We start from the raw sequence: 21,583 nt of genomic DNA on the forward strand, positions 1-21,583 counted from the left end.
CCCTCAGATCTCGATGCAGGTGCGCAGGGAGGTCCCCGAACGCATCTGGTCGAGCGCCTCGTTGATGTCGCCGAGCGGCACCCGGTGGGTGATCAGGCCCTCCAGGTCGATACGGCCGGCCCGCCACAGGGCGATGGTCCGCTCGTAGGAGCGCAGCACGTCCCCACCGCCGTACATGGAGGGCAGGATGCGCTTCTCGTCGAAGAACAGCTCGAACATGTTGAGTTGGAGGTTGTCGTCCATGGCGCCCGCGCCGACGACCACGAGGGTGCCGCCGCGCCGGGTGGTGTCGTAGGCGGTGCGGGCGGTCGCGGACCTGCCGACGACCTCGAAGACGTAGTCGAATCCCTCGCCCCCGGTGACCTGTTGCTTGGCGTCGGCCAGCTCGTCCGGCGAAACGGCCTTCGTGGCACCGAACTTGAGCGCGGCCTCACGGCGCGAGACGACCGGGTCGACGGCGACGATCTCGGCGGCGCCCTTGAGCCGGGCACCCTGGATCGCGGAGATGCCGACGCCCCCGCAGCCGATGACGGCGACCGACGAACCGGCTTCCACATCAGCGGTGTTGAGGGCAGCGCCGAGTCCGGTGGTGACCCCGCAGCCGATCAGCGCGGCGATGTCGAAGGGCACGTCGTCGGGGATCGGCACCGCGCAACCCGCGTCGACGACGACCTCCTCGGTGAAGGTGCCGGTCCCGGCGAAGCCGAAGACATCACCGCCGGGGCGCTTGAAGTTGGGGGTGCCCGCGTTCATGAACCCGGCCAGACACAGCTCGGTCTGGCCGCGCTTGCAGGCGGGACAGGCGCCGCAGGCGGGCAGCCAGCACACGACCACCCGGTCGCCCGCCTTCAAGTGGCTTACGCCCTCCCCGACTTCGAGGATCTCGCCCGCGCCCTCGTGCCCCGGCACGAAGGGAGCCGGCTGCGGCAGGACGCCGGCCATCGCGGACAGGTCCGAGTGGCACAGCCCGGTGGCCCGTACCCGGATCCGCACCCGGCCGGGGCCGAACCCCGCCGCCTCTACGTCGTCGAGGACTTCGAGCTTCTCCTGGCCGATCTCGTGCAGTACGGCTGCGCGCATGGTGCGGCTCCAATCACGAGTGCTCAACGATGGTGTCGGCGAGGACCGGCGCGTCGTCCCGCTCGACCGCACTGACGGCGACCCTCGTGGCTTCCGGCGTGTGCCACATGCGGATCCGCAGGGTCTCCCCCGGGTACACCACCCCGGCGAACCGTGTGCCGTACGACCGCACCCGGGTCACGTCCCCGCCGAGCAGCGTGTCGACGACCGCCTTCAGTGTCATGCCGTAGGTGCACAGCCCGTGCAGGATGGGCCGTTCGAACCCGGCGACCTTGGCGAACTCCGGGTCGGCGTGCAGCGGGTTCCAGTCGCCGGAGAGGCGGTAGAGCAGCGCCTGGTCCTCACGGACCGGCCGCTCGACGGTCCGGTCGGGCTCGCCGACCGGGGGTTCGAGGCGGGCGGAGGGTCCGCGGTCGCCGCCCCAGCCGCCCTCCCCCCGTACGAAGATCTGGGCGTCGTTGGTCCACAACGGGCCCTCGGCGTCGGCGACTTCGGTCCGCATGACGAGCACCGCCGCCTTCCCCTTGTCGTACACGGCGGCGATCTTCCCGGTGGCGGTCGCGGTGCCCTCGGCCGGGAGCGGCCGGTGGATCGTCAGCGACTGACCGCCGTGCAGGACGCGGGCGAGGTCGACCTCGATGCCGGGCATGGACAGGCCGCTGATCACGCCGGGCGAGCCGGAGCCCGCGACGGTGGCGAAGCTGGGCAGCACGTGCAGCCGGGACTCGAGGGTGTAGCGCAGCTCGTCGGGGTCGGTGGCGGGAACGCCCGCGCCGATCCCCAGGTGGTAGAGCTGGACGTCCTTCGAGGTCCAGGAGATCTCGCCGGTCCGGGGTTCGGCGGCGAGGGCTGTGGCGGCATCGATGGGCATACGGCTCCTGACAGTGACGGATTCAAGACCCCGGTACGGCCGTCCGCACCGTCGGCCGCACCGAGGTCGTCACGGGCCGATCTAGAACGCGTTCCAGTCGGCGACCTCTGTATAGCCGAGCGCACCGCACTTGTGAAGGCTCCTGACGGGGTGTCAGGTCTGTTGGTCTCCCCGACGCCGGCACCCGTGACATTTGTCCCGCCCGGGCCCGTACATTCGCCTCTGCCGACCGGCGGGGCCGGTCCGTAGCGTGGTCCTGTCGTACCGGCGACGCGCCGGGAACGGGTGAGGGGGAACGGTCATGTCCTGGTCGCGCAAGCTCTCCTGCCGGGTGGACGGGGTCCGCGAGGACGTCCGCCGGGCCCGGGAGAACCAGCGGTACTACCAGGCGAACAAGAAGCGCCTCAAGGCCGAGTACAAGGCCGCGCTGAAGTCCGGGGAGGTCCCGTCGAACGTCGGCCTGGGCAACGGCTTCGGTCTGCTGCCCTGGCTGCTGATGGGCATGGGCGCCTTCTCCAACCTCTTCCAGGACCAGACCCCGAACCCCTGGATCGGCGGCCTCGGCCTGCTCACCTTCAACTCGCTCTACGTCTACGTCGCCTTCCGCGCCTTCCGGCAGCAGACCCGCGACGCCCGCTCCACGCGCGCGGCGCTGGTCCTGATGGGCCTGGTCACCTGCGCGCTGGCGCTCGGATACGGCGGCAACTGGCTGCTGTTCTTCCCCCTGCTCGGCCTCGCCACGGGCGCGGTCGTCCGGATGCCGCACCTGCGCTGGGTCGGCGCGATCGTCACCGTGGCCTCCGGAGCGGTCGCCTTCGTCCACGAGGGCTGGGGCGGCCTCGACACCGCGTACGCCACCTGGATCTCCACGATGGTGACGGCCGCGATCATGTCCCTGTCGGAGGCGGTACGGAAGCTGCGCGAGGCCCGCGAGGAACTGGCCCGGCGCGCGGTCGAGGAGGAGCGGCTGCGCTTCTCCCGCGACCTGCACGACCTGCTCGGGCACACCCTCTCGGTGATCGTGGTCAAGTCGGAGGCGGCACGGCGGCTGGCCCCGCGCGACCTCGACGCGGCGCTCCTCCAGGTCACCGACATCGAGTCCGTCGGCCGCCAGGCGCTCACCGAGATCCGCGAGGCGGTGACCGGCTACCGGGAGGGCAGCCTCGGCACGGAACTCGACCGCGCGGCTTCCGCGTTGCGCGCCGCGGGCATCTCGCCCCTGCTCCGCCGCTCCGGCCTCGCTCTCACCTCCCGCACGGAGGCCCTCCTCGGCTGGGTGATCCGCGAGGCGACCACGAACGCGATCCGCCACAGCGGGGCCACGCGGTGCGAGATCATCCTGGACAGCACACCGGACGGCGTACGCCTGCGCATCACGGACGACGGCACGGGCGCGAGTACGGTCACCTCACCCCCCGTACCCGGCATCGGCGGCACCGGCCTCAAGGGCCTGACCGAACGCCTCGCGGCGGCAGGCGGCCACTTGAAAGCGGGCCCGGGCCCACGGGGCGGGTTCACGGTGACGGCGGAACTCCCCGGCGCGCACCGCCGCGAGGCGGGACATCCCGTCAACTCCCCTTCTGTAGCTGCCCTTTGTTCACCCCGACGGGTAGAATGAGCGGGTCGACAACGAGGGGGATGCACATGAACACCCTGGGCCACGCAGGTTCGCCGCGTGGTCGCCACGGGCTCGCTGTTGTGAACGCGACCCCATGGCTACGGCCTCAACGCATTGGCGTCGGTCGTCCGGTTGGTGCGTGCGTCGACTCCCACGAGATCCGGACGCCGATGTCCTTCTGACAGCACTCGGAAGGATCGTCCTTTGGCTGCCTCCACCCCGGTGTGCAATCACCGTGTCTTCGTCGTCGTCATCGTCGCCCTCCTCTCCGTCATCGCGGGCATCGTCGTCGGGCTCCTCATGAGCGCCGGCGGCGCCGCACTGCCCTCGGCGCTCGTCGCCGGAGGGGGCGGCTTCGTCTCCTCCGTGACGGTGAGCCTGCTCATCACGAACGCCGTCGGTCTGACGTGACCGCCGCGGGTGGCGCGACCCGGGGACCACGCTCCCGGCGTCGCGCCACCCGCTCCCACCGGCCGTCTCTCCTACGCTGACCCCGTGAACGAGATGCCCCGGGACCACCGGCCCGCGAAGTCCGTCAGAGTGCTGCTCGCCGAGGACCAGCGGATGATGCGCGGGGCGCTCGCGCTGTTGCTCGGCATGGAGCCGGACATCCAGGTCGTGGCCCAGGTGGCGGCGGGGGACGCGATCGTGGACGCGGCCCTCGTGCACCGCCCGGACGTGGCCCTCCTCGACATCGAACTGCCCGGCATCAGCGGCCTGGACGCCGCCGCCGAGCTGCGCGACCAGGTACCCGACTGCCGGGTCCTGATCCTGACCACCTTCGGCCGCCCCGGCTATCTGCGCCGGGCCATGGACGCGGGCGCCGCCGGTTTCCTCGTCAAGGACGGCCCCGTCGAGGAGTTGGCCGTCGCGATCCGCCGGGTCCTGACCGGCGAGACGGTCGTCGACCCGGCCCTCGCCGCGGCCGCCCTCAGCGCCGGCCCGAACCCCCTCACCGCCCGGGAGTGCGACGTCCTGAAGGCGTCGGTGGACGGCGCGACGGTCTCCGACATCGCCGCCCGCCTCCACCTCTCCGAGTCCACCGTCCGCAACTACCTCTCCTCGGCAATCGGCAAGACGAACACCCGCAACCGCATGGAGGCCACGAGAGAGGCCCGCCGCCAGGGCTGGCTGTGACCGGAGCCCGTCCGGGGCCCGGCAGGAGCCCATCCGAGACCCGGACCGGAGCCCAGCAGGAGGCCGCCCGAAGCCCGTCCGAAGCCCGGACCGAAGCCCGTCCGGAGCCCGCCCGAAGCCCGGACCGAAGCCCGACAGGAGCCCGCCCGAAGCCCGGACCGAAGCCCGACAGGAGCCCGCCCGAAGCCCGGACCGAAGCCCGACAGGAGGCCCATCCGAGACCCGGACCGGAGCCCGGCAGGAGCCCGTCCGGGGCCTGGACCGGAGCCCGCGGAGCCTCTCAAGCCTTGCCGGCAGAGCGTGCCCGCGTCGCCGAGCTCGGTCCGCCCGATCCGCCGGCGCGGCCCTAGGGCCTGTCCGGCGGATCATGCCGGCGTCGCGAGGCTCACCTGCACCGGTCAGCACCCCTTCTTGCAGCCGGCCTGATCCGCCGGCCCAGCCCTAGTCGACCACCTCCGCCCCCCGAACCCCCGCCCCCTTCGGCGCCAGGCACACGATCCAGGCGTACGGGGAGCCGTCGACCTGGCGGATGGCCGGGGTGTCGGTGCTGGTGTTGGCGTCTCGTTGGAGCATGATCGCCGTTTCGTTCGTCCAGGTGCAGCTGACCTGCCAGGCCGTTGTCGCGACGCGGCCGATCAGCAGGCGGGCGGGGCCGTCGGCGGCGGGGTCGAGGCGGAGGGTCCCGGAGACGAGGTCCTTGCCGGAGAGCCGGTCCGACTCGGGGACCGTGTTCTCCATGACCGGGGTCTCCTTGCCGTCGTAGTCGAGGTGGATGAAGTACGCGATCTTCCCGACCAGGTCGGCGGCCCTGTCGACGTCGGGCGGGTTCTCGCCGTACTCCCGCATCGTGGCGATCAGGGCCCGCGCGGTCACCTCGTCCTGCGGGGCCTCCCACAGGTCGATGGTGACCCGCCAGTCCTTGCCGTCCTCGGTCCCCGTCGCCAGCGTGGTCCGGTTGGCCGGGGCGGGCCGGGTCGGGGTCGTCGCGTCGGCCGTCGGCGGCTGTGTGGCCACCACTCCCCGGCCGTCGCCCCCGCCCGGCAGCCCCGCCACCGCGAGCGTCGCCGAGGAGGCCGCGAGCACCAGTGTGGTCGCCGCGGCCACCGCCCAGCGGCGCGCCCGGCGCCGGCGGCCACCGCGCAGCACCGCCTCGTAGGGGGCTATACCGATCTCGACCTCGTCGGTGGCGTCGGCCAGCAGGAGGGCGATGTCACTGTCGCTCATGTGGTGGTTCGTCTCCCGGTCCGCGCTCATCACTTCCGCCCTCCCTGGGTCGCCATGTCAGCCAGTCCGGGTATGGCGCGAAGTTTCGCGATCCCCTTGGCCGCGTTGCTCTTCACCGAGCCGACCGAGCAGCCCATCGCCTCGGCCGTCTGGGTCTCGGTCAGGTCCTCCCAGTAGCGCAGGACCACCGCCTCCCGCTGCCGGGGCGGGAGTTGGGCCAGCGCCGTCAGCAGGGCGCTGCGGTCCTCGGCCTGGGCGATCCGGTCACCGGTGTCGGGGATCTCGCGGACCAGCCCGGAGTCGTCCTTGGGCGCCAGGAACTCCCGGAGCCTTCTGCGGTGCCTGCGGGCATGCGCGTTGATCATCACGCGGCGGACGTACGCCTCCGGGTCGTCGGCCGCGCCGACCCTGCGCCAGGCGACGTAGGCCCGCTCCAGCGTCGACTGGACCAGGTCCTCCGCGGCGTGCTGCTCCCCCGTGAGGAGAAATGCCGTCCTCAACAGCCGTGGCCAGCGGCCGACGACGAAGCTGCGGAACTCCTCGTCCCGAGCCTGCTTCCGATCCCCCATGGGCACCTCCTAGATGTCTAAAGGAGTCCATGAGCCACGCGGACCGTTGCCTCACCCGGCGGAAATTCTCGCTCCGGCTTCCCCAAGAGAACATAAAGAATTCGTTAGTGGGCCGAAGCATCGGAATAGTTGCCCATGCATACGTAGTTCAAGCCACACGCAACCCGAGTGCATGTCGCACCCAGCCACCTCTCCAGGCCCGGAGGCCTCCCTCACATGACGCACACGCCGACCGACCAGCCCACCCGGAGAGCGTCCGGCGCTGTCGTCCCGGTGCTCGCCTTCGCGGGCATCGTGGTCGCGGTGATGCAGACCCTGCTCGTCCCGGTCATCAAGGACCTGCCGCAGCTCCTGGACACCGCCCCCAGCAACGCCACCTGGGTCCTGACCTCGACCCTGCTCTCGGGCGCCGTGGCCACCCCGATCATGGGCCGCCTCGGCGACCTCTACGGCAAGCGCCGTCTGCTGATCCTCAGCCTCGCGGTGATGGTCGTCGGCGCGCTGATCAGCGCCCTGACCAGCGACCTCCTCACGATGATCGCCGGCCGCACCCTCCAGGGCTTCGCCATGGGCGCGATCCCCCTCGGCATCGGCCTGATGCGCGACATGCTGCCCCGCGAGAAGCTCGGCTCGGCGATGGCCCTGATGAGCTCCTCGATCGGCGTCGGCGGCGGACTCGCCCTCCCCCTCGCCGCGCTGATCGCCCAGCACGCCGACTGGCACGCCCTCTTCTACGGCGCGGCGGGCCTCGGCGCGCTCTCGATCGTCCTCACCCTCCTCGTCGTACCGGAGTCCTCCGCGCGCGCGGAGGGCACCTTCGACGTCCTGGGCGCGATCGGCCTCTCCACCGGCCTGGTCCTCTTCCTCCTGCCCATCACCAAGGGCAGCGACTGGGGCTGGACCTCCGGCACCACGCTCGGCCTGTTCGCCGCGTCCGCCGTCGTCCTCGTCCTGTGGGGCGTCATGGAGCTGCGCCTGAAGGCCCCGCTGGTCGACCTGCGCACCACGGCCCGCCCGGCCGTCCTCTTCACCAACCTGGCGTCGATCATGGTCGGTGTCTCCTTCTACGTCGTCTCCCTGGTCCTTCCGCAGCTCCTCCAGCTCCCGAAGGCCACGGGCTACGGCCTCGGCCAGTCGATGGTCGTCGCGGGCCTGATCGTGGCCCCATTGGGTCTGACGATGATGTTCACGGCGCCGGTCTACGCCCGTCTCTCCGCCAAGTACGGCCCCAAGGTCACCCTCATCCTCGGCATGCTGATCATCGCGATCGGCTACGGCGGCGGCCTCGGCCTCATGAGCGCGGCCTGGCAGAGCATCGTGATCGCCGTCGTCCTCGGCGCGGGCATCGGCCTCGCCTATTCCTCGCTGCCCGCGCTGATCGTCGGCGCGGTGCCGGCGTCGGAGACGGGTGCGGCGAACGGCCTCAACACGCTGATGCGCTCCATTGGTACGTCCGTGTCGAGCGCCGTCATCGGGATGGTGCTGGCGAACACGGTGGGGGGCGTCGCGATCCCCACGATGCACGGCTTCCGGGTGTCCTTCCTGATCGCGACGGCCGCGGTGGCGGTCGGGCTGGTGATGGCCCTGTTCCTGCCGAACCCGAACCGTGCGCCGCAGCTGCTCGCCAGCAGTGCGCAGGACGAGGTCGTACGGGGGTTCAGGGGCCGGGTTCTGGACGCCTCCGGTGTTCCGGTCGCCCGGGCCAAGGTGACGCTGATCGACCGGCGGGGGCGGCAGGCCGGGGCGACGGTGTCGTCGGCGGACGGGACGTATGTGCTGGCGGTGCCGGGTGAAGGTTCGTATGTGCTGGCCGCTCGCGCGGTGGGTCACGGACCGTTGGCTTCTTCCGCGTCCCATGCGGGGGATGAGCGGGCGGTGGCCCTTGATCTGGCGTTGCCCGGGGAGACGGTGACGGCGTAGTAGGGGCCGGAGGGCGGCTGCTGCGCCGTCGTGGCTGGTCGCGCCCGCGCGGCGGAGCCGCAAATCGATACAGCCCCGCGCCCCTGAGAGACGAACCCCTTGTCGATGCGTTGACCGGCGATACGGCAGCATGGGGGCCCGCAGAAGCGTACGTACGATCGAAAGGGTCCCCCATGGTCGCGGCCCCCAAGCCCGAGATCCTGGCCGCTTTCCAGGCCGCCAAGGGGTTCATGCCTCTCGACGAGGGGCTCGCCCTCTACGAGGCCGCTCTGGAGACCGGGGCGCTCGGGCTGCCGTTGCTGGAGGTCGGGACCTACTGCGGACGTTCCACGATTCTTCTCGCCGATGCCGCGCGGGAGGCGGGGGTTTCGGCGCTGACCGTCGATCATCACCGGGGCAGTGAGGAGCAACAGCCGGGGTGGGAGTACCACGACCCAGAGACCGTGGACCCGGAGCTGGGTGTGATGGACACGCTGCCGACGTTCCGCAGGACGCTGTACCGGGCCGGTCTGGAGGAGCACGTCGTCGCCCTGGTCGGCCGTTCCCCGCAGCTCGCGAAGATCTGGAACTCCCCCTTGGGCCTGGTCTTCATCGACGGCGGCCACACGGACGAACACGCCACCGCCGACTACGAGGGCTGGGCCCCCCACCTCGCCGAGAACGGCCTCCTGCTCATCCACGACGTCTTCCCGAACCCCGAGGACGAGTTCACCGGCCAGGCCCCCTACCGCGTCTACCTCCGCGCCCTCGCCTCCGGCGCCTTCACGGAGATCTCGGCCACAGACTCCTTGCGTGTCCTGCGGCGGACGTCGGCGGGGATCTGAGAGCGGGGTTAGAGTCGCAGACGTGTCGTACGCGAGCCCCCACTTCGAACCCCCGCGCCCCCGCCGTCGTTCCCTGGTCGTCGGTCTCGCCGTGCTCGTGCCGGGGGCGTTGCTCGGCTGGCTGGTGTACGAGGGGGTGGGCGGGGCCGCCGACGGCGGGCCGTCGGGGAGCGCCGCCACGCGTGCGGCCGCCGGCGCCACCCCACCGGCCGTGCCCTCGACCGCCGCCGACGTCAAAGAGGTCGGCGCCCCGCTCCGCGGCAAGGTCGTCGTCATCGATCCCGGGCACAATCTCACCAACTTCCGGCACACCGCCGAGATCAACCGCAAGGTCGACATCGGCACCAACCGGAAGGAGTGCGACACCACCGGGACGTCGACCAACTCCGGTTACGCGGAAGCGAAGTTCACCCTCGACGTCGCCCACCGGCTGCGCACGCTGCTGGAGCGGCAGGGTGCGACGGTGAAGCTGACGCAGGACGGGGACCGGCCCTACGGACCGTGCGTGGACGAGCGGGCGCGGATCGGCAACGGCGCGCACGCGGACGCCGTCGTGTCCATCCACGCGGACGGCGCCCCGGCCGGCGACCGCGGCTACCACGTCATCCTCCCCGGCCGCGTCCACAAGGGCATCGCGGACACCCGGAAGATCGTCGCCCCCTCCGCCGCCCTCGGCAGGCTCGTCGCGAAAGACTTCGGGCGGGCGACGGGCACCTCGCCCTCCAATTACATCGGCGACGGCACCGGACTCGACACCCGCACGGACCTGGGCGGTCTCAATCTGTCAACGGTCCCCAAGGTGTTCATCGAATGCGGCAACATGCGCGACAGCAAGGACGCGGCACTGCTCACCAGCGGGGCGTGGCGTCAGAAGGCCGCGCAGGGGATCTCTGAGGGAATCGTGAGTTTCCTGCGCGGGTAACGATCAGCGCGCTGAACCCGTCGTACGATCCGGCAGGGCGGACGATAGGGTCTACCGACGACGAGACGACCTACGAAGGACCTGAAGTGAATATCCGCTCCCTCACTCGAGGCGACGGCGTGGTGATCGGAGCAGCGGTATTGCTGTTCATCGCGTCGTTCCTCGACATCTACGCGGTCGACGGGGCTCCCGACGACGCCGAACTCCCCAACTCCTGGGAGAGTGGCCCGGTTCTGATGGGCGTCATCCTCGCCGGCATCATCGGCGCCGGCCTGGTCGTCGCCTCGCGCGCCCTGCCGCAGGTCCCCAAGGTGGCCGGGCTCGACCTCGGCCAGTTCGGCGTCGCGTTCACCGTCTTCGCCGCCTGGACCGCGCTCGGGAACATCTTCGACCCGCTGGGCGGCACCGACAACGCCGGTTCGGGCAGCGGCGTCAGCGCCGGCATCGGCCTGATCCTCGCTCTCGTCGCGACCCTGGTCATGGCCGGCGCCGCCATCGCCACCCCCCTCGTGCCCGCCCTCCAGGCCGGCCTGATCCCGGCCCCCAAGCCGCCGCAGCCGCAGCCCTACGGCGGTCAGCCGCCCACCGGTTACGGCTACCCCGGCGCCGCCCAGCCCGGTCAGCCCTACGGCGGTCAGCCCCAGCCCGGTCAGCCGTTCGGCGCGCAGCCGCAGGCCCAGGCGCCCGCCCCGCAGCCGCCGGCCGCGGAGTTCTCGCCGTTCTGGTTCGCCGTGCCGGTGCCGCGTCCGCTGTTCGCGGAGGACGGTTCGCCCACGCCGATCGCCGAACTCGCCCCCGGCACCTGGTACTTGGCCGTCGAGCAGCGCGGTCCGGCGCTCGTCGCCCAGACGCAGGACGGCCGCCGTGGCGTGCTGCAGGACACGAGCGGCATCCAGCGCGGCTGAGCCCCCTTCAGGAGACGCCCTCGGCCCCTCGCCCCTTCCGGGCGGGGGGCCGTTGCCGTACAGTCGCAGCCCGGTCCAGGAACTGACGTACCGTCAGGAGGGCTCGTGCGACTCGGACTCGCGCTCGGCTACTGGGGGCGTGGCCCCAACTCCGCCCATGTACCGCTGGCCCAGGAGGCGGAGCGGCTCGGCTATCACTCGGTGTGGACGGCCGAGTCGTGGGGGTCGGACGTCTTCACGCCCCTCACCTGGATCGCCGCGCGGACGTCAACGATCAAGCTGGGTACGGCGGTTGCCCAGATGGCGGCGCGCTCGCCGACCACGACCGCCATGCACGCCCTGACCCTGGACCACCTCTCCGGCGGCCGGGTGATGCTCGGCCTCGGGCTCTCCGGCCCCCAGGTCGTCGAGGGCTGGTACGGCCGTCCGTTCCCGAAGTCACCGCTGACGGCGACGCGCGAGTACGTCGACGTCGTACGCCAAGTCCTCAGGCGCCAGGGGCCTGTTGAGCTCGACGGCCGGTTCCACTCGCACCCGTACCGGGGGGCGGACGGCACCGGGCTCGGCAAGGCGCTGAAGCCGATCACCCATCCCCTGCGCTCCGAACTCCCCGTCCTCCTGGGCGCGGAGGGCCCGAAGAACGTCGCCCAGACGACCCAAATCGCCGACGGCTGGCTGCCGTTGTACTGGTCGCCGACCCGGCCCGAGGTGTACGAGGCCTCGCTCGCCGACGCGCCCGAGGGGTTTCTGATCGCCCCGATGGCGCAGGTGCGGGTCTGCGACGACGTGGCCGAGGGGCTGCTGCCCGTGAAGACGATGCTCGGCTTCTACATCGGCGGGATGGGGCACGCGGCGCGCAACTTCCACGCCGATCTGATGGCCCGCATGGGGTACGAGGAGGAGGCGCGGCGGATCCAGCGGCTGTTCCTGGAGGGCCGCCGGGAGGAGGCCGTACTCGCCGTCCCGGACGCCTTCGCCGACGAGATCTCCCTGGTCGGACCGCGCGAGCGCATCGCGGAGCGGCTGGCGGCCTGGCGCAAGGGCCCGGTGACGGACCTGCTGGTCCTGTCCCCCGATCCGCACACCCTGCGGGTCTTGGCGGAGCTGAACACCTGACACCAGGTTTCGCTCACGAAATCGCGGCCATTCGAACACCATGTCCACTGAAACCCGCCGTGGTGCGAATTCAGCCGGGACGGTCATAGCGATCGTCGCCGACATCATGGCCCTCATCCTGGGCCTGTGGATCCTGATGTACCTCCTGGACGCCAACCGGGGCAACGACTTCGTCCAGTTCATCCACGACGCAGCCCGCTGGCTCGCCGGTTGGTCCTACGACCTCTTCACCTTCGACGAGGCCTGGGCAAGGGTCGTAGCGGGCTACGGCCTGGCAGCGGTGGTCTACCTGTTCGTAGGCCACGCCATCGCGAACCGGGCCCACCGCCACTGAACCCACCTAGGGGCGCGGGACTGTATCGATATGCGGCTCCGCCGCGCGGGCGCGACCAGCCACAACAGGCCCGCAGCCGCCCGACGGCAAACCGCCCCGAGTCCCTAGGCGCAGCAGTCCGGATCCAACCCGACCGGCAAGAGATCCCCACCGAACACCGCACAAGTAGCCTCGTGCCCCCCGAGCGCCGCCACAGCCAAGAGCAACGACCCCGCGGTCCACGTCGTCAACTCCCGCGGCCAGATCGCGGCGTCCTCGAAGACGTACCCGGTCCAGTACAACCCGCTCTCCGCGTCCCGCAGATGCTGGATCGACTGCAGGATCTCCAGGGCCCGGTCGGACTCCCCCGTCGCCCACAGCGCGAGCGCGAGTTCGGCCGACTCACCCCCCGTCACCCAGGGGTTGGGGACGACACACCGCACCCCGAGCCCGGGCACCACGAACCGCTCCCAGCCCGACTCGATACGGGACTTGGCCTCCGCCCCGGTCAACGCACCGCCCAGCACCGGGTAGTACCAGTCCATCGAGTACCGGTCCTTGTCGAGGAACCGCTCGGGATGCCGCCGGATGGCGTGCCGCAGCGCGCCCACCGCCAACTCCCAGTCCGGCTGCGGCTCTTCACGCTGCTCGGCGATCGCGAGAGCGCACCGCAGCGCGTGATGGACCGACGAGGACCCGGTGAGCAGCGCGTCGGCGACGGGGGCGCCGTCGTCCTCCCGCTTCCACCCGATCTGCCCGCCCGGCTGCTGCAGTTCGAGCACGAACTCGACGGCCGCGTAGACGGCGGGCCACATCCGGTCGAGGAAGGTGTCGTCGCCGGTGGAGAGGTAGTGGTGCCACACCCCGACGGCCAGGTAGGCGACGAAGTTCGTCTCCCGCCCCCGATCGGTGACCTCAGCGAAGTCCCCGTCCTGGTACGCCGCGTACCAGGACCCGTCCTCGTTCTGGTGCCGCGCGAGCCACTCGTAGGCCCGCTCGGCCGCTTCGTGCTCACCCGCCGCGTCCAGCGCCATCGCGGCCTCGGTGTGGTCCCACGGGTCCAGGTGGTGCCCGCGGAACCACGGGATCGCGCCGTCCTCCCGCTGCACGGCCAGGATCCCGGCGACGGTCGCGTCGGCCTGCTCGGCGGTCAACACCCCGGGCAGGACGAGGTGTTCGGTACGCGGAGTCGTCACCGCGCGTCCACGGAGGACACCGCGGGCAGGTGCGGCTTCGTCGCGTACACCACGAAGCTCTTGCCGATCAGCGGGTTCAGCGCCTGCTCGGCGACCCGGGTGGCCAGCGGCTTCTTCATGATGTCCCAGACCAGCAGCTTGTGGTACGCCTTGACCGGCAGCGCCTTGTCGTTGTCGACGCCGAACGCGCACTTCAGCCACCAGTACGGCGAGTGCAGCGCGTGCGCGTGGTGGGAGCCGTACGGCTTGAGCCCCGACTCCCTTACCTTCGCGACGAGTTCGTCCGCCTTGTAGATGCGGATGTGGCCGCCCTCGACCTCGTGGTAGGCGTCGGACAGCGCCCAGCAGACCTTCTCGGGGCCGTAGCGCGGGACGGTGATCGCGATCCGGCCGCCGGGCCTGAGCACCCGGACCATCTCGGCGAGTACGCCCTTGTCGTCGGGGATGTGCTCCATGACCTCGGAGATGATCACGACGTCGAAGGACTCGTCGGGGAAGGGCAGCGCGAGCGCGTCGCCCTCCATGGCGGTGGCCGTCGCGCCCTCGGGGGCCTCGCCCGCCTCCTTCATCGCCGCGAACCACTTGGCGACCTCGCGGATCTCCTCCGCGTTCTGGTCCAGGGCCACGACCTGCGCGCCTCGCCGGTAGCACTCGAACGCGTGCCGCCCGGCACCGCACCCGAGGTCCAGGACTCGGTCGCCCGGGGCGAGCGGGAACCGGGAGAAGTCGACGGTCAGCACGTGGCCCTGCTTTCGGGATAGACGCCGGTGTCAGTGGTGGGGGGCGCGGATTCGGCACCCTGGAGGGAAGTCGTGCGAGCGGAGGCGGCGATGGCCTCGCGGTATCTCAGCGCCGTGCCCTCGGCGGCTTTCGCCCAGGTGAACCGGGCCAGTACCCGCTCACGTCCGGCCCGGCCCAGTCGTACCCGCAACTCCGGGTCGCCGAGCAGCCGGCTCAGGCCCGCCGCCAGGGCGCCCGCGTCGCCCGGCGGGACCGCCAGGCACGTCTCGCCGTCCGGGCCGGCCACCTCGGGGATCGCGCCGCCCGTCGTGGCGAGCAGCGGTGTGCCCGTCGCCATCGCCTCGGCCGCCGGGAGCGAGAAGCCCTCGTAGAGCGACGGCACGCAGGCGATCTCCGCCGAGCGGACCAGGTCGACCAGTTCGGCGTCCGAGATGCCCTTGACGAAGTCGACGGCGCCTTCGAGGCCGTAGCGCTCGATCGTCTGGGCGACGGGGCCCTCGGTGGGGCGCTTGCCCACGACGACCAGGTGCGCGGCGGGGTGTTCGGTGCGGACCTTCGCGAGCGCCTCGACGAGGAAGACCAGGCCCTTGAGCGGGACGTCGGCGCTGGAGGTCGTGACGATCCGGCCGGGTATCACCCGCACCGACGGATCCGGCTTGAACAGGTCGGTGTCGGCGCCGATGTGGACGACGTGGATACGGTCGTCGCGGACGCCGAGGTGGTCGACGATCTCCTGGCGGGAGGTGCCGGAGACGGTGAGCACGGAGGGCAGCCGGCGGGCCACCCGCTTCTGCATGCGGGTGAAGGCGTACCAGCGGCGCTTGGAGAGCCGCTGCTGCCAGCCCTCGGCCGCGTCCAGCTCCAACTGCCGGTCCACGGTGATGGGGTGGTGGATGGTGGTCACCAGCGGGGCGCCCACGTCGCCCAACAGGCCGTAGCCGAGGGTCTGGTTGTCGTGCACGACGTCGAACTCACCAGTGCGGGCCCGGAGATGACGTCGGGCCCGCAGGGAGAAGGTGAGCGGTTCGGGGAAGCCGCCGGTCCACATCGTGGCGACTTCGACGGCGTCGATCCAGTCGCGGTACTCGTCGCGTTTGGGGGTGCGGAAGGGGTCCGGGGAGCGGTACAGGTCCAGGCTCGGCAGCTCGGTGAGCGGCACGCCCTCGTCGAGGACCGGATAGGGCTGGGAGCCGATGACCTCGACCCGGTGGCCGAGGCGGGCCAGTTCGCGCGAGAGGTGCCGGGTGTAGACCCCCTGGCCGCCGCAGAACGGGTTCCCCTTATAGGTCAGGAGCGCGATACGGAGCGGTCGCTCGCCGTCGGCGGCCAGGTCCTCGAAAGACCCCGCCTGACTGGCCTCAGCGGTCACTCTGGGCCCCCTTCTGCCTGCACTGTCCCGCGAGATTACGCCGGGACGCTAATCTAGAACAAGTTTCAGACTTGATCGTCCGGGAGGCTCTGAATCTACCGGCAGGTAAGGCACGTGTGAGCAGTGGATCAGGTGATTCACGCCACGGCGGCGAGCCTGCCATGATCAGCCCGAACACCCGCCTTCACCGACTGTCACGGAACGGTGTCCATGCCAGCGCAAGCCAACCCTGACAAGGCCGAGACCAGCTCCGCACGCGCCGACTCCGCGCCGCTGACCGAGCGGCAGGAGGCCCGGCGCCGCCGCATCCTGCACGCGAGCGCCCAGCTGGCGAGCCGGGGCGGGTTCGACGCGGTGCAGATGCGGGAGGTCGCGGAGTCCTCCCAGGTGGCGCTCGGGACCCTCTACCGCTACTTCCCCTCCAAGATCCATCTGCTGGTCGCCACCATGCAGGACCAGCTGGAGCACATGCACGGCACGCTCCGCAAGAAGCCGCCGCAGGGCGAGACGGCGGCCGAGCGGGTCGCGGAGACCCTGATGCGGGCGTTCCGCGCGCTCCAGCGCGAGCCGCACCTCGCCGACGCGATGGTGCGCGCGCTGACCTTCGCGGACCGCAGCGTGAGCCCGGAGGTCGACCAGGTCTCCCACCAGACCACGCTGATCGTCCTGGACGCGATGGGCCTCCAGGACCCCACCCCCGAGCAGCTCTCCGCGGTCCGCGTCATCGAGCACACCTGGCACTCGGCCCTGATCACCTGGCTCTCGGGCCGCGCCTCCATCGCCCAGGTGAAGATCGACATCGAGACGGTGTGCCGGCTCATCGACCTCACGGAACCGAAGAAGTAAGCCGCCGGCAGGCCCTAGCCGACGGCAGTCAGCCCACTCCAGCTCCGGCCTTCCACGGACTCGTCGGCCCACCGCTCCAGCAGCTTCCGGGCCTCCTCCTCCGGCGCCGCGAGGGAGACCTGCTGGGCGCCCGCCTCGACCGTGCGCCCCTGCTCGTGGGTGCCCTCGGAGCAGCAGGCGCACAGCATGCGGACACCGCTCGCGGGTTCCGCGCCGAAGTCGTGGTCGGTGAACAGGTCGACCAGTGCCTCCATGTCGGCGGGCTCGGCGGCGTTCACCGTGACCTCCAGGGTGGGCAGGTCGGAGGACTCGAAGAGGAGGAGTTCGTCGAAGACGGGGTAGGTCGAACCGTCGATGATCCGCTCGCCGTTGGGCACGCCGTCGTGGACGACGATCTCGCCGTAGCGCCGGCCGCCGCTGATCGGCACGTTGACGACCTTGCCGCGGGTGGGGCAGAGCCGCTCGATCCACACGACCTCGCGCTCGCCGCCGGTGTCGAGGCGCACGCAGGCGTGCCCGAAGCCGTGGTCGATCTGCCCTTCCCCGTCGGGGAGTTGGATGCCGAAGCCCTGCCAGGCGTCCCGCGCGGTCGCCCAGTCCCGCTGGATGGTGGCCGCGATCCCGAGGTTCCAGTACGCCGGGTCACCCTCGCCGCGCGGGGCCCGGGCCGCCGCCTCGCGGCCCAGCTCGTACGCCTTGGCCCAGTTGCGCAGGAACTTGTGGGCGAGCGCGGCGTCGTACCACCACACCGCGCTCGCCTCGAGGTCCGGGAAGTGCGCGAGTACCCGCTCGTACGACTCGGCCGCCCGCAGCCACTCCTCGGCGTCCCAGGCCTCCCGCGCCCGCTCGATCAGCTCCTTGGCCTCGGACTTCTCCACACCCACTCCAACGATCCGTGACAACGACCGCAGGAGCCTAAGCCCTCACTCCTCCGGCGGGAACACCGGCTCCCCGCTGCCCAGCAGACTGATCATGATGGCCTCGACCGGGCAGTTCTCGGCGGCTGCCAGGACCTTCTCGTTGGCGTCGGTGTCCGGGTCGTTGGGGTGGGACTGGCGGGCCGTGTCGAGGCGGAAGCCGTCCGGGGCGGTGTGGACGCACTGCGCGGAGCCGATGCACAGGGAGCGGTCGACCTCTACGTGCCAGCGGTCGCCCATCGCTCCTCAGCCCTCCCAGCCGGCGGGGAGGTGGATCATCTTGTGCTCCAGGTACTCGCCGTACCCCTCCGGCCCGAACTCCCGTCCCAGGCCGCTGTTCTTGTAGCCGCCGAAGGGGCCGAGCATGTCGAGGCTGAAGGTGTTGACGGAGTAGGTGCCGGTGCGGACCTGGCGGGCGATCTCGATGCCGTGCGCGGTGTCGGAGGTCCAGACGCTGCCGGACAGGCCGTAGTCGGAGTCGTTCGCGATCTTGACCGCCTCGGACTCGTCGCCGTACGGGAGCAGGCAGATGACCGGGCCGAAGATCTCCTCGCGGGCGATCCGCATGGAGTTGTCGACGTCCCCGAACAGGGTCGGCTCGACGTACCAGCCGCGGTCCAGGCCCGCCGGGCGTCCGCCGCCGGTGAGGATCTTCGCGCCCTCCTCCTGGCCGATCCTGATGTAGTCGAGGTTGCGCCGCTGTTGGCGCTCCGCGACCAGCGGGCCGACCTGGGTGGCCGGGTCGAGCGGGTCGCCGACGACCAGTGAACTCGCCGCCGCCGCAAGGGCTTCGGCGAACTCGTCGTAGCGGGAGCGGGGCAGCAGGATGCGGGTCTGCGCCACGCAGGCCTGCCCGTTGTTCATCCAGGCGCACGGCACGATCCCGGCGACCGCCGCCTCGACGTCCGCGTCCGGCAGGACCACCGCCGCCGACTTTCCGCCCAACTCCAGGGTGACGCGCGTGAGATTGCGGGCGGCGACCTCCATCACGCGCTTGCCGGCGTCGACGGAGCCGGTGAAGGAGACCTTGTCGATGCCGGGGTGTCCGACGAGGTACTCGCTGACCTCGCGGTCGGCGGGGAGGATAGAGAGCACGCCCTCCGGGAGCCCGGCCTCACGGGTGATGTCCGCGAGGATGTACGCGTCCAGCGGTGACTCGGGCGAGGGCTTCAGCACCACCGTGCAGCCGGTCAGCAGCGCCGGCGCGAGCTTCGCCGCGGCCACGAACTGCGGGACGTTCCAAGGGACTACGGCCGCCACGACCCCCACGGGTTCACGGCGGACGAGGATGCGGCCGAGGACTCCGTCGCGGGTCTCCTCGTACGTGAAGTTCCGGGCGACCGTGATCGCCGAGTCCCAGACCATCATCGCGCCGAGGGCCTGGGCGAGGACGCTCCAGGAGTACGGCGAGCCGTTCTCGGAGGAGATGACGCGGGCGATCTCCTCGTGCCGGACCGCGATCGCGTCCTTGACGCGGGTGACGACCTCGATGCGCTCGTCGAGGGTCATCCGCGGCCAGGGCCCTTCGTCGAAGGCGGTGCGGGCGGCGGCGACGGCCGCGTCCACGTCCGCGCGCGAGGCGTGCGGCACCCTGCCGATGATCTCCTGGCTGTGCGGCGAGATCACCTCGATGACGTCCTCGCCCAGGGGGTCGGTCAACTCCCCGCCGATGAACAGCTGTCCGTGTTCCGTGAGCTCGGCCATGGCGACTCCCGACTCTCTGACACTCCATCAGATACGGCCACTGATACCAGTTCTGCACAGAGGAGTCCACGGGCCGTACAGCACCGCTGTTGATAACCTCGGGCTCCCATCGAAACGCGTTCTAGTTATAGTGACTCTGGCCGGAGACGGCCGGAACACGGCGATGGGGGAGCTCATGGCGCAGGTGCACGCACACGGCGGGGGCGTCCGCTCGATCCAGGTGCCCATTCCCGACAACCCCCTCGGCCACACGCTCGTGTACGTCGTGGAGACGGATCGCGGACCGGTGCTGATCGACACGGGCTGGGACGACCCGGCCTCCTGGGACCTGCTCGTCGAGGGTCTGACGGCCTGCTCCACGTCCGTCGGCGAGATCCACGGCGTGGTCGTCACCCACCACCACCCCGACCACCACGGCCTGTCGGGCAAGGTCCGCGACGCCTCCGGTGCCTGGATCGCGATGCACGCGGCGGACACCGCGATCGTGCGCCGCTCCCGCGAGACCCGCCCGGAGCGCTGGTTCACCTACATGGCAGCCAAGTTGGAGGCCGCGGGCGCCCCCGAGGACCACATCGCCCCGCTCCGCAACGCCCGCCGCAGCACCCTGCCCGGCCTCTCCCCCGCCCTGCCGGACCACGAGATCGTCCCCGGTGAACTCCTCGACCTCCCCGGCCGCCGGCTCCGCGCGATCTGGACGCCGGGCCACACCCCCGGCCATGTCTGCCTGCACCTGGAGGAGGAGCACCCCGCCCAACTCCCGGGCCACGGGCGCCTGTTCTCCGGCGACCACCTGCTCCCCGAGATCACCCCGCACATCGGCCTGTACGAGGATCCGGACGACGCCACCGTCACCGACCCGCTCGGCGACTACCTCGACTCGTTGGAGCGCGTCGGCCGCCTCGCCCCCGCCGAGATCCTCCCGGCACACCAGCACGCCTTCACCGACGCGGCCGCCCGGGTACGGGAGTTGCTCGACCACCACGAGGAACGCCTCACCGGCCTGCGGGCGTTGCTCGCCGAGCCCCTCACCGCCTGGCAGCTCGCCGTGCGCATGGAGTGGAACCGGCCCTGGGACCAAATCCCCTACGGATCACGGAACATCGCGGTCTCCGAGGCCGAGGCACATCTGCGGCGGCTGGTGAAACTGGGCCGCGCGGAGGCGGTCGCGGGGAGCGAACCGGTGACGTACGTGGCGGTCTGACCGCCTGAAGACCTTCAACTCCCGGGATTCAGCGCGTAGTCCAGCCCCTCGTCGTACGACATCGCCAACCCCTCGGCGTACGCCTGCTCGTAGTCCCGGTCCCCGAGCCGCTCCCGCAGCAGCCGCTCGCGCTCACGCTGGGCGGCGCTGGGCGGGGCTCGCCGAGGTTCGCGAGGTGGTGCGGGTGAGCCAGGAGGCGCTTCTGCGGCCGATCTCCCGGGAGTTGGCCGGCACGCACGTCTGTACGCGCTACCACTGCGCGGCCCGTGAGTCGGCGGTCGGCGGCGGCCTGTACGACGTCGCGATCACCCCGTACGGCCCGCCACTGCTGGTCAGCGATGTCCGCGGGCACGGCCTGGAGGCGCTGCGGCTGACCGCGGCGACCCTGACCGGCTTCCGCGAACTCGCCTTCACCGCCCCCGACTTGCCCAAGACCGCCGCCCTGGACGGCCGGCTCGCCCCCGAGCTGGGCCCGGAGGACTTCGTCACCGCGGTGCTCGCCGAGTTCACCCCCGGCGAGGTCCGCCTGGTCAACTGCGGTCATCCCGCGCCGCTGCGAGCCGGCCGGCACGTCGAGTTCCTCGAACCGTTCACTCCGACCACGCCCCTCGGGCTCGGTCCGGGTGGGCCTCCAGCCGGGCGACCGGCCGCTCCTCTACACCGACGACCTCACCTAGGCCCGCTCCGCCGACGGCACGGCCTTCCCGCTCCTCCCCGAGGACGCCCCGCACACCCTCTACGACCGTGTCCTCGCCCACACCGACGGCCACCCCGCCGACGACCTCGCCCTGGTCCTGTGCCAGGCGGCCGAGGCGCTGGTCCCCGCGCTGCCCCGCCGACCCCTCACAGCTGCCTCTCAGCCGACTCCCTACGGGCGAGTAGAGTGACCGGGTCGTCATCACACCCGTACGGGGGAAAGCCGGTGCAAATCCGGCGCTGACCCGCAACCGTGAGCCGCTCTGGAGCGACGAGCCGGATTGCCCCGCACGGATCGTGACCGGCTCACGCGCATCGGCACCCGGCCGGTGTGCGGCACCGTCGAGGGATACGGAGCCGAGCCGCCCGGGGTCCTCCCGTGCTGCCCGGCTTCTTCAGGGAGAGGGCATCCGC

At 71.3% G+C, this 21,583-nt stretch carries 22 protein-coding genes, 1 pseudogene and 1 riboswitch; of the genes and pseudogenes, 12 read left to right on the top strand and 11 right to left on the bottom strand.

What is annotated here, in order from left to right:
* Positions 1-3 precede the first annotated feature (3 nt).
* Positions 4-1,080 carry a Zn-dependent alcohol dehydrogenase gene (locus ABZ896_RS01020; RefSeq protein WP_360919811.1) on the bottom strand — a complete coding sequence of 359 codons (1,077 nt, stop codon included), beginning with the start codon at positions 1,078-1,080 and terminating at the stop codon, positions 4-6.
* A gap of 13 nt (positions 1,081-1,093) precedes the next feature.
* On the bottom strand, positions 1,094-1,951 hold the full coding sequence (locus ABZ896_RS01025; RefSeq protein ID WP_360919814.1) for a MaoC/PaaZ C-terminal domain-containing protein: 858 nt from the start codon (positions 1,949-1,951) through the stop codon (positions 1,094-1,096).
* Positions 1,952-2,252: 301 nt separating this feature from the next.
* Between ABZ896_RS01025 and ABZ896_RS01030 the strand changes: the two genes are divergently transcribed.
* The 3 genes from ABZ896_RS01030 to ABZ896_RS01040 all read left to right on the top strand — a co-directional run bounded on the left by ABZ896_RS01030 (position 2,253) and on the right by ABZ896_RS01040 (position 4,706).
* On the top strand, positions 2,253-3,569 hold the full coding sequence (locus ABZ896_RS01030) for a sensor histidine kinase (protein WP_360919817.1): 1,317 nt from the start codon (positions 2,253-2,255) through the stop codon (positions 3,567-3,569).
* A gap of 204 nt (positions 3,570-3,773) precedes the next feature.
* On the top strand, positions 3,774-3,980 hold the full coding sequence (locus ABZ896_RS01035) for a hypothetical protein (RefSeq protein ID WP_360919820.1): 207 nt from the start codon (positions 3,774-3,776) through the stop codon (positions 3,978-3,980).
* 93 nt (positions 3,981-4,073) lie between these two features.
* Positions 4,074-4,706 (top strand): response regulator transcription factor, encoded by a 633-nt coding sequence (locus ABZ896_RS01040; RefSeq protein WP_360920248.1) that lies wholly within the window; start codon positions 4,074-4,076, stop codon positions 4,704-4,706.
* 441 nt (positions 4,707-5,147) lie between these two features.
* Here the strand turns inward: ABZ896_RS01040 and ABZ896_RS01045 are convergent, their stop codons facing one another.
* Positions 5,148-5,930: a hypothetical protein gene (locus ABZ896_RS01045; RefSeq protein WP_360919822.1), complete on the bottom strand. Its 783-nt coding sequence runs from the start codon at positions 5,928-5,930 to the stop codon at positions 5,148-5,150.
* Positions 5,931-5,959: 29 nt separating this feature from the next.
* On the bottom strand, positions 5,960-6,499 hold the full coding sequence (locus ABZ896_RS01050) for a SigE family RNA polymerase sigma factor (protein ID WP_360919825.1): 540 nt from the start codon (positions 6,497-6,499) through the stop codon (positions 5,960-5,962).
* Between the two features lie 216 nt (positions 6,500-6,715).
* Here ABZ896_RS01050 and ABZ896_RS01055 point away from each other — a divergent pair, with 216 nt between their 5' ends.
* The 6 genes from ABZ896_RS01055 (at position 6,716) to ABZ896_RS01080 (ending at position 12,520) form a co-directional block, all read left to right on the top strand.
* A complete protein-coding gene (locus ABZ896_RS01055) occupies positions 6,716-8,419 on the top strand; it encodes an MFS transporter (RefSeq protein WP_360919828.1) in 1,704 nt (567 codons plus the stop codon).
* A 173-nt stretch (positions 8,420-8,592) separates the two neighbouring features.
* Positions 8,593-9,243, top strand: a complete 651-nt coding sequence (locus ABZ896_RS01060; protein WP_360919831.1) for a class I SAM-dependent methyltransferase — start codon at positions 8,593-8,595, stop codon at positions 9,241-9,243.
* A gap of 22 nt (positions 9,244-9,265) precedes the next feature.
* The gene (locus ABZ896_RS01065; RefSeq protein WP_360919834.1) at positions 9,266-10,165 is read left to right on the top strand and encodes an N-acetylmuramoyl-L-alanine amidase; all 900 of its coding nucleotides are present in this window, start codon (positions 9,266-9,268) and stop codon (positions 10,163-10,165) included.
* Between the two features lie 86 nt (positions 10,166-10,251).
* Complete coding sequence (locus ABZ896_RS01070; RefSeq protein WP_360919837.1) at positions 10,252-11,070, top strand: DUF5336 domain-containing protein; 819 nt, start codon at positions 10,252-10,254, stop codon at positions 11,068-11,070.
* Positions 11,071-11,175: 105 nt separating this feature from the next.
* Entirely contained in the window at positions 11,176-12,186 is a 1,011-nt protein-coding gene (locus ABZ896_RS01075; RefSeq protein WP_360919840.1) for an LLM class F420-dependent oxidoreductase, read from the top strand.
* A 40-nt stretch (positions 12,187-12,226) separates the two neighbouring features.
* A complete protein-coding gene (locus ABZ896_RS01080; protein WP_360919843.1) occupies positions 12,227-12,520 on the top strand; it encodes a hypothetical protein in 294 nt (97 codons plus the stop codon).
* Between the two features lie 104 nt (positions 12,521-12,624).
* Here ABZ896_RS01080 and ABZ896_RS01085 read toward each other — a convergent pair whose 3' ends face one another.
* The 3 genes from ABZ896_RS01085 to ABZ896_RS01095 are packed head-to-tail and all read right to left on the bottom strand — an operon-like array spanning position 12,625 to position 15,805.
* Positions 12,625-13,695 carry a prenyltransferase/squalene oxidase repeat-containing protein gene (locus tag ABZ896_RS01085; protein WP_360919845.1) on the bottom strand — a complete coding sequence of 357 codons (1,071 nt, stop codon included), beginning with the start codon at positions 13,693-13,695 and terminating at the stop codon, positions 12,625-12,627.
* Complete coding sequence (locus tag ABZ896_RS01090) at positions 13,692-14,435, bottom strand: class I SAM-dependent methyltransferase (protein WP_360919848.1); 744 nt, start codon at positions 14,433-14,435, stop codon at positions 13,692-13,694. The genes ABZ896_RS01085 and ABZ896_RS01090 overlap by 4 nt, the downstream gene beginning before the upstream one ends.
* Positions 14,429-15,805 carry a glycosyltransferase family 4 protein gene (locus ABZ896_RS01095; RefSeq protein WP_360919852.1) on the bottom strand — a complete coding sequence of 459 codons (1,377 nt, stop codon included), beginning with the start codon at positions 15,803-15,805 and terminating at the stop codon, positions 14,429-14,431. The genes ABZ896_RS01090 and ABZ896_RS01095 overlap by 7 nt, the downstream gene beginning before the upstream one ends.
* Positions 15,806-16,015: 210 nt before the next feature.
* Between ABZ896_RS01095 and ABZ896_RS01100 the strand changes: the two genes are divergently transcribed.
* Complete coding sequence (locus ABZ896_RS01100; protein ID WP_360919855.1) at positions 16,016-16,651, top strand: TetR family transcriptional regulator; 636 nt, start codon at positions 16,016-16,018, stop codon at positions 16,649-16,651.
* 14 nt (positions 16,652-16,665) lie between these two features.
* Here the strand turns inward: ABZ896_RS01100 and ABZ896_RS01105 are convergent, their stop codons facing one another.
* From ABZ896_RS01105 to ABZ896_RS01115, 3 genes are read right to left on the bottom strand one after another with little or no spacing between them, the layout of a single operon-like run.
* Positions 16,666-17,529, bottom strand: coding sequence for a tetratricopeptide repeat protein (locus ABZ896_RS01105; RefSeq protein ID WP_360919858.1), 864 nt, complete (start codon positions 17,527-17,529; stop codon positions 16,666-16,668).
* Between the two features lie 45 nt (positions 17,530-17,574).
* A complete protein-coding gene (locus ABZ896_RS01110; RefSeq protein WP_360919861.1) occupies positions 17,575-17,808 on the bottom strand; it encodes a ferredoxin in 234 nt (77 codons plus the stop codon).
* Between the two features lie 6 nt (positions 17,809-17,814).
* Entirely contained in the window at positions 17,815-19,272 is a 1,458-nt protein-coding gene (locus ABZ896_RS01115) for an aldehyde dehydrogenase (protein WP_360919863.1), read from the bottom strand.
* A 175-nt stretch (positions 19,273-19,447) separates the two neighbouring features.
* On the opposite strand from ABZ896_RS01115, the gene ABZ896_RS01120 reads away from it, so the two are divergent.
* Both ABZ896_RS01120 and ABZ896_RS01125 read left to right on the top strand, forming a co-directional pair.
* Positions 19,448-20,473: an MBL fold metallo-hydrolase gene (locus ABZ896_RS01120; protein WP_360919866.1), complete on the top strand. Its 1,026-nt coding sequence runs from the start codon at positions 19,448-19,450 to the stop codon at positions 20,471-20,473.
* Positions 20,474-20,657: 184 nt separating this feature from the next.
* Positions 20,658-21,041, top strand: a pseudogene (locus ABZ896_RS01125) (SpoIIE family protein phosphatase); the annotation flags it as partial.
* 22 nt (positions 21,042-21,063) lie between these two features.
* On the opposite strand, the gene ABZ896_RS01130 reads toward ABZ896_RS01125, so the two are convergent.
* Positions 21,064-21,372, bottom strand: coding sequence for a hypothetical protein (locus tag ABZ896_RS01130; protein ID WP_360919868.1), 309 nt, complete (start codon positions 21,370-21,372; stop codon positions 21,064-21,066).
* Positions 21,346-21,473, top strand: a riboswitch (cobalamin riboswitch). (Overlaps the previous gene by 27 nt.)
* Positions 21,474-21,583 lie beyond the last annotated feature (110 nt).

The sequence above is a fragment of the Streptomyces sp. NPDC047072 genome, from assembly GCF_040643855.1.
Classification (GTDB): domain Bacteria; phylum Actinomycetota; class Actinomycetes; order Streptomycetales; family Streptomycetaceae; genus Streptomyces.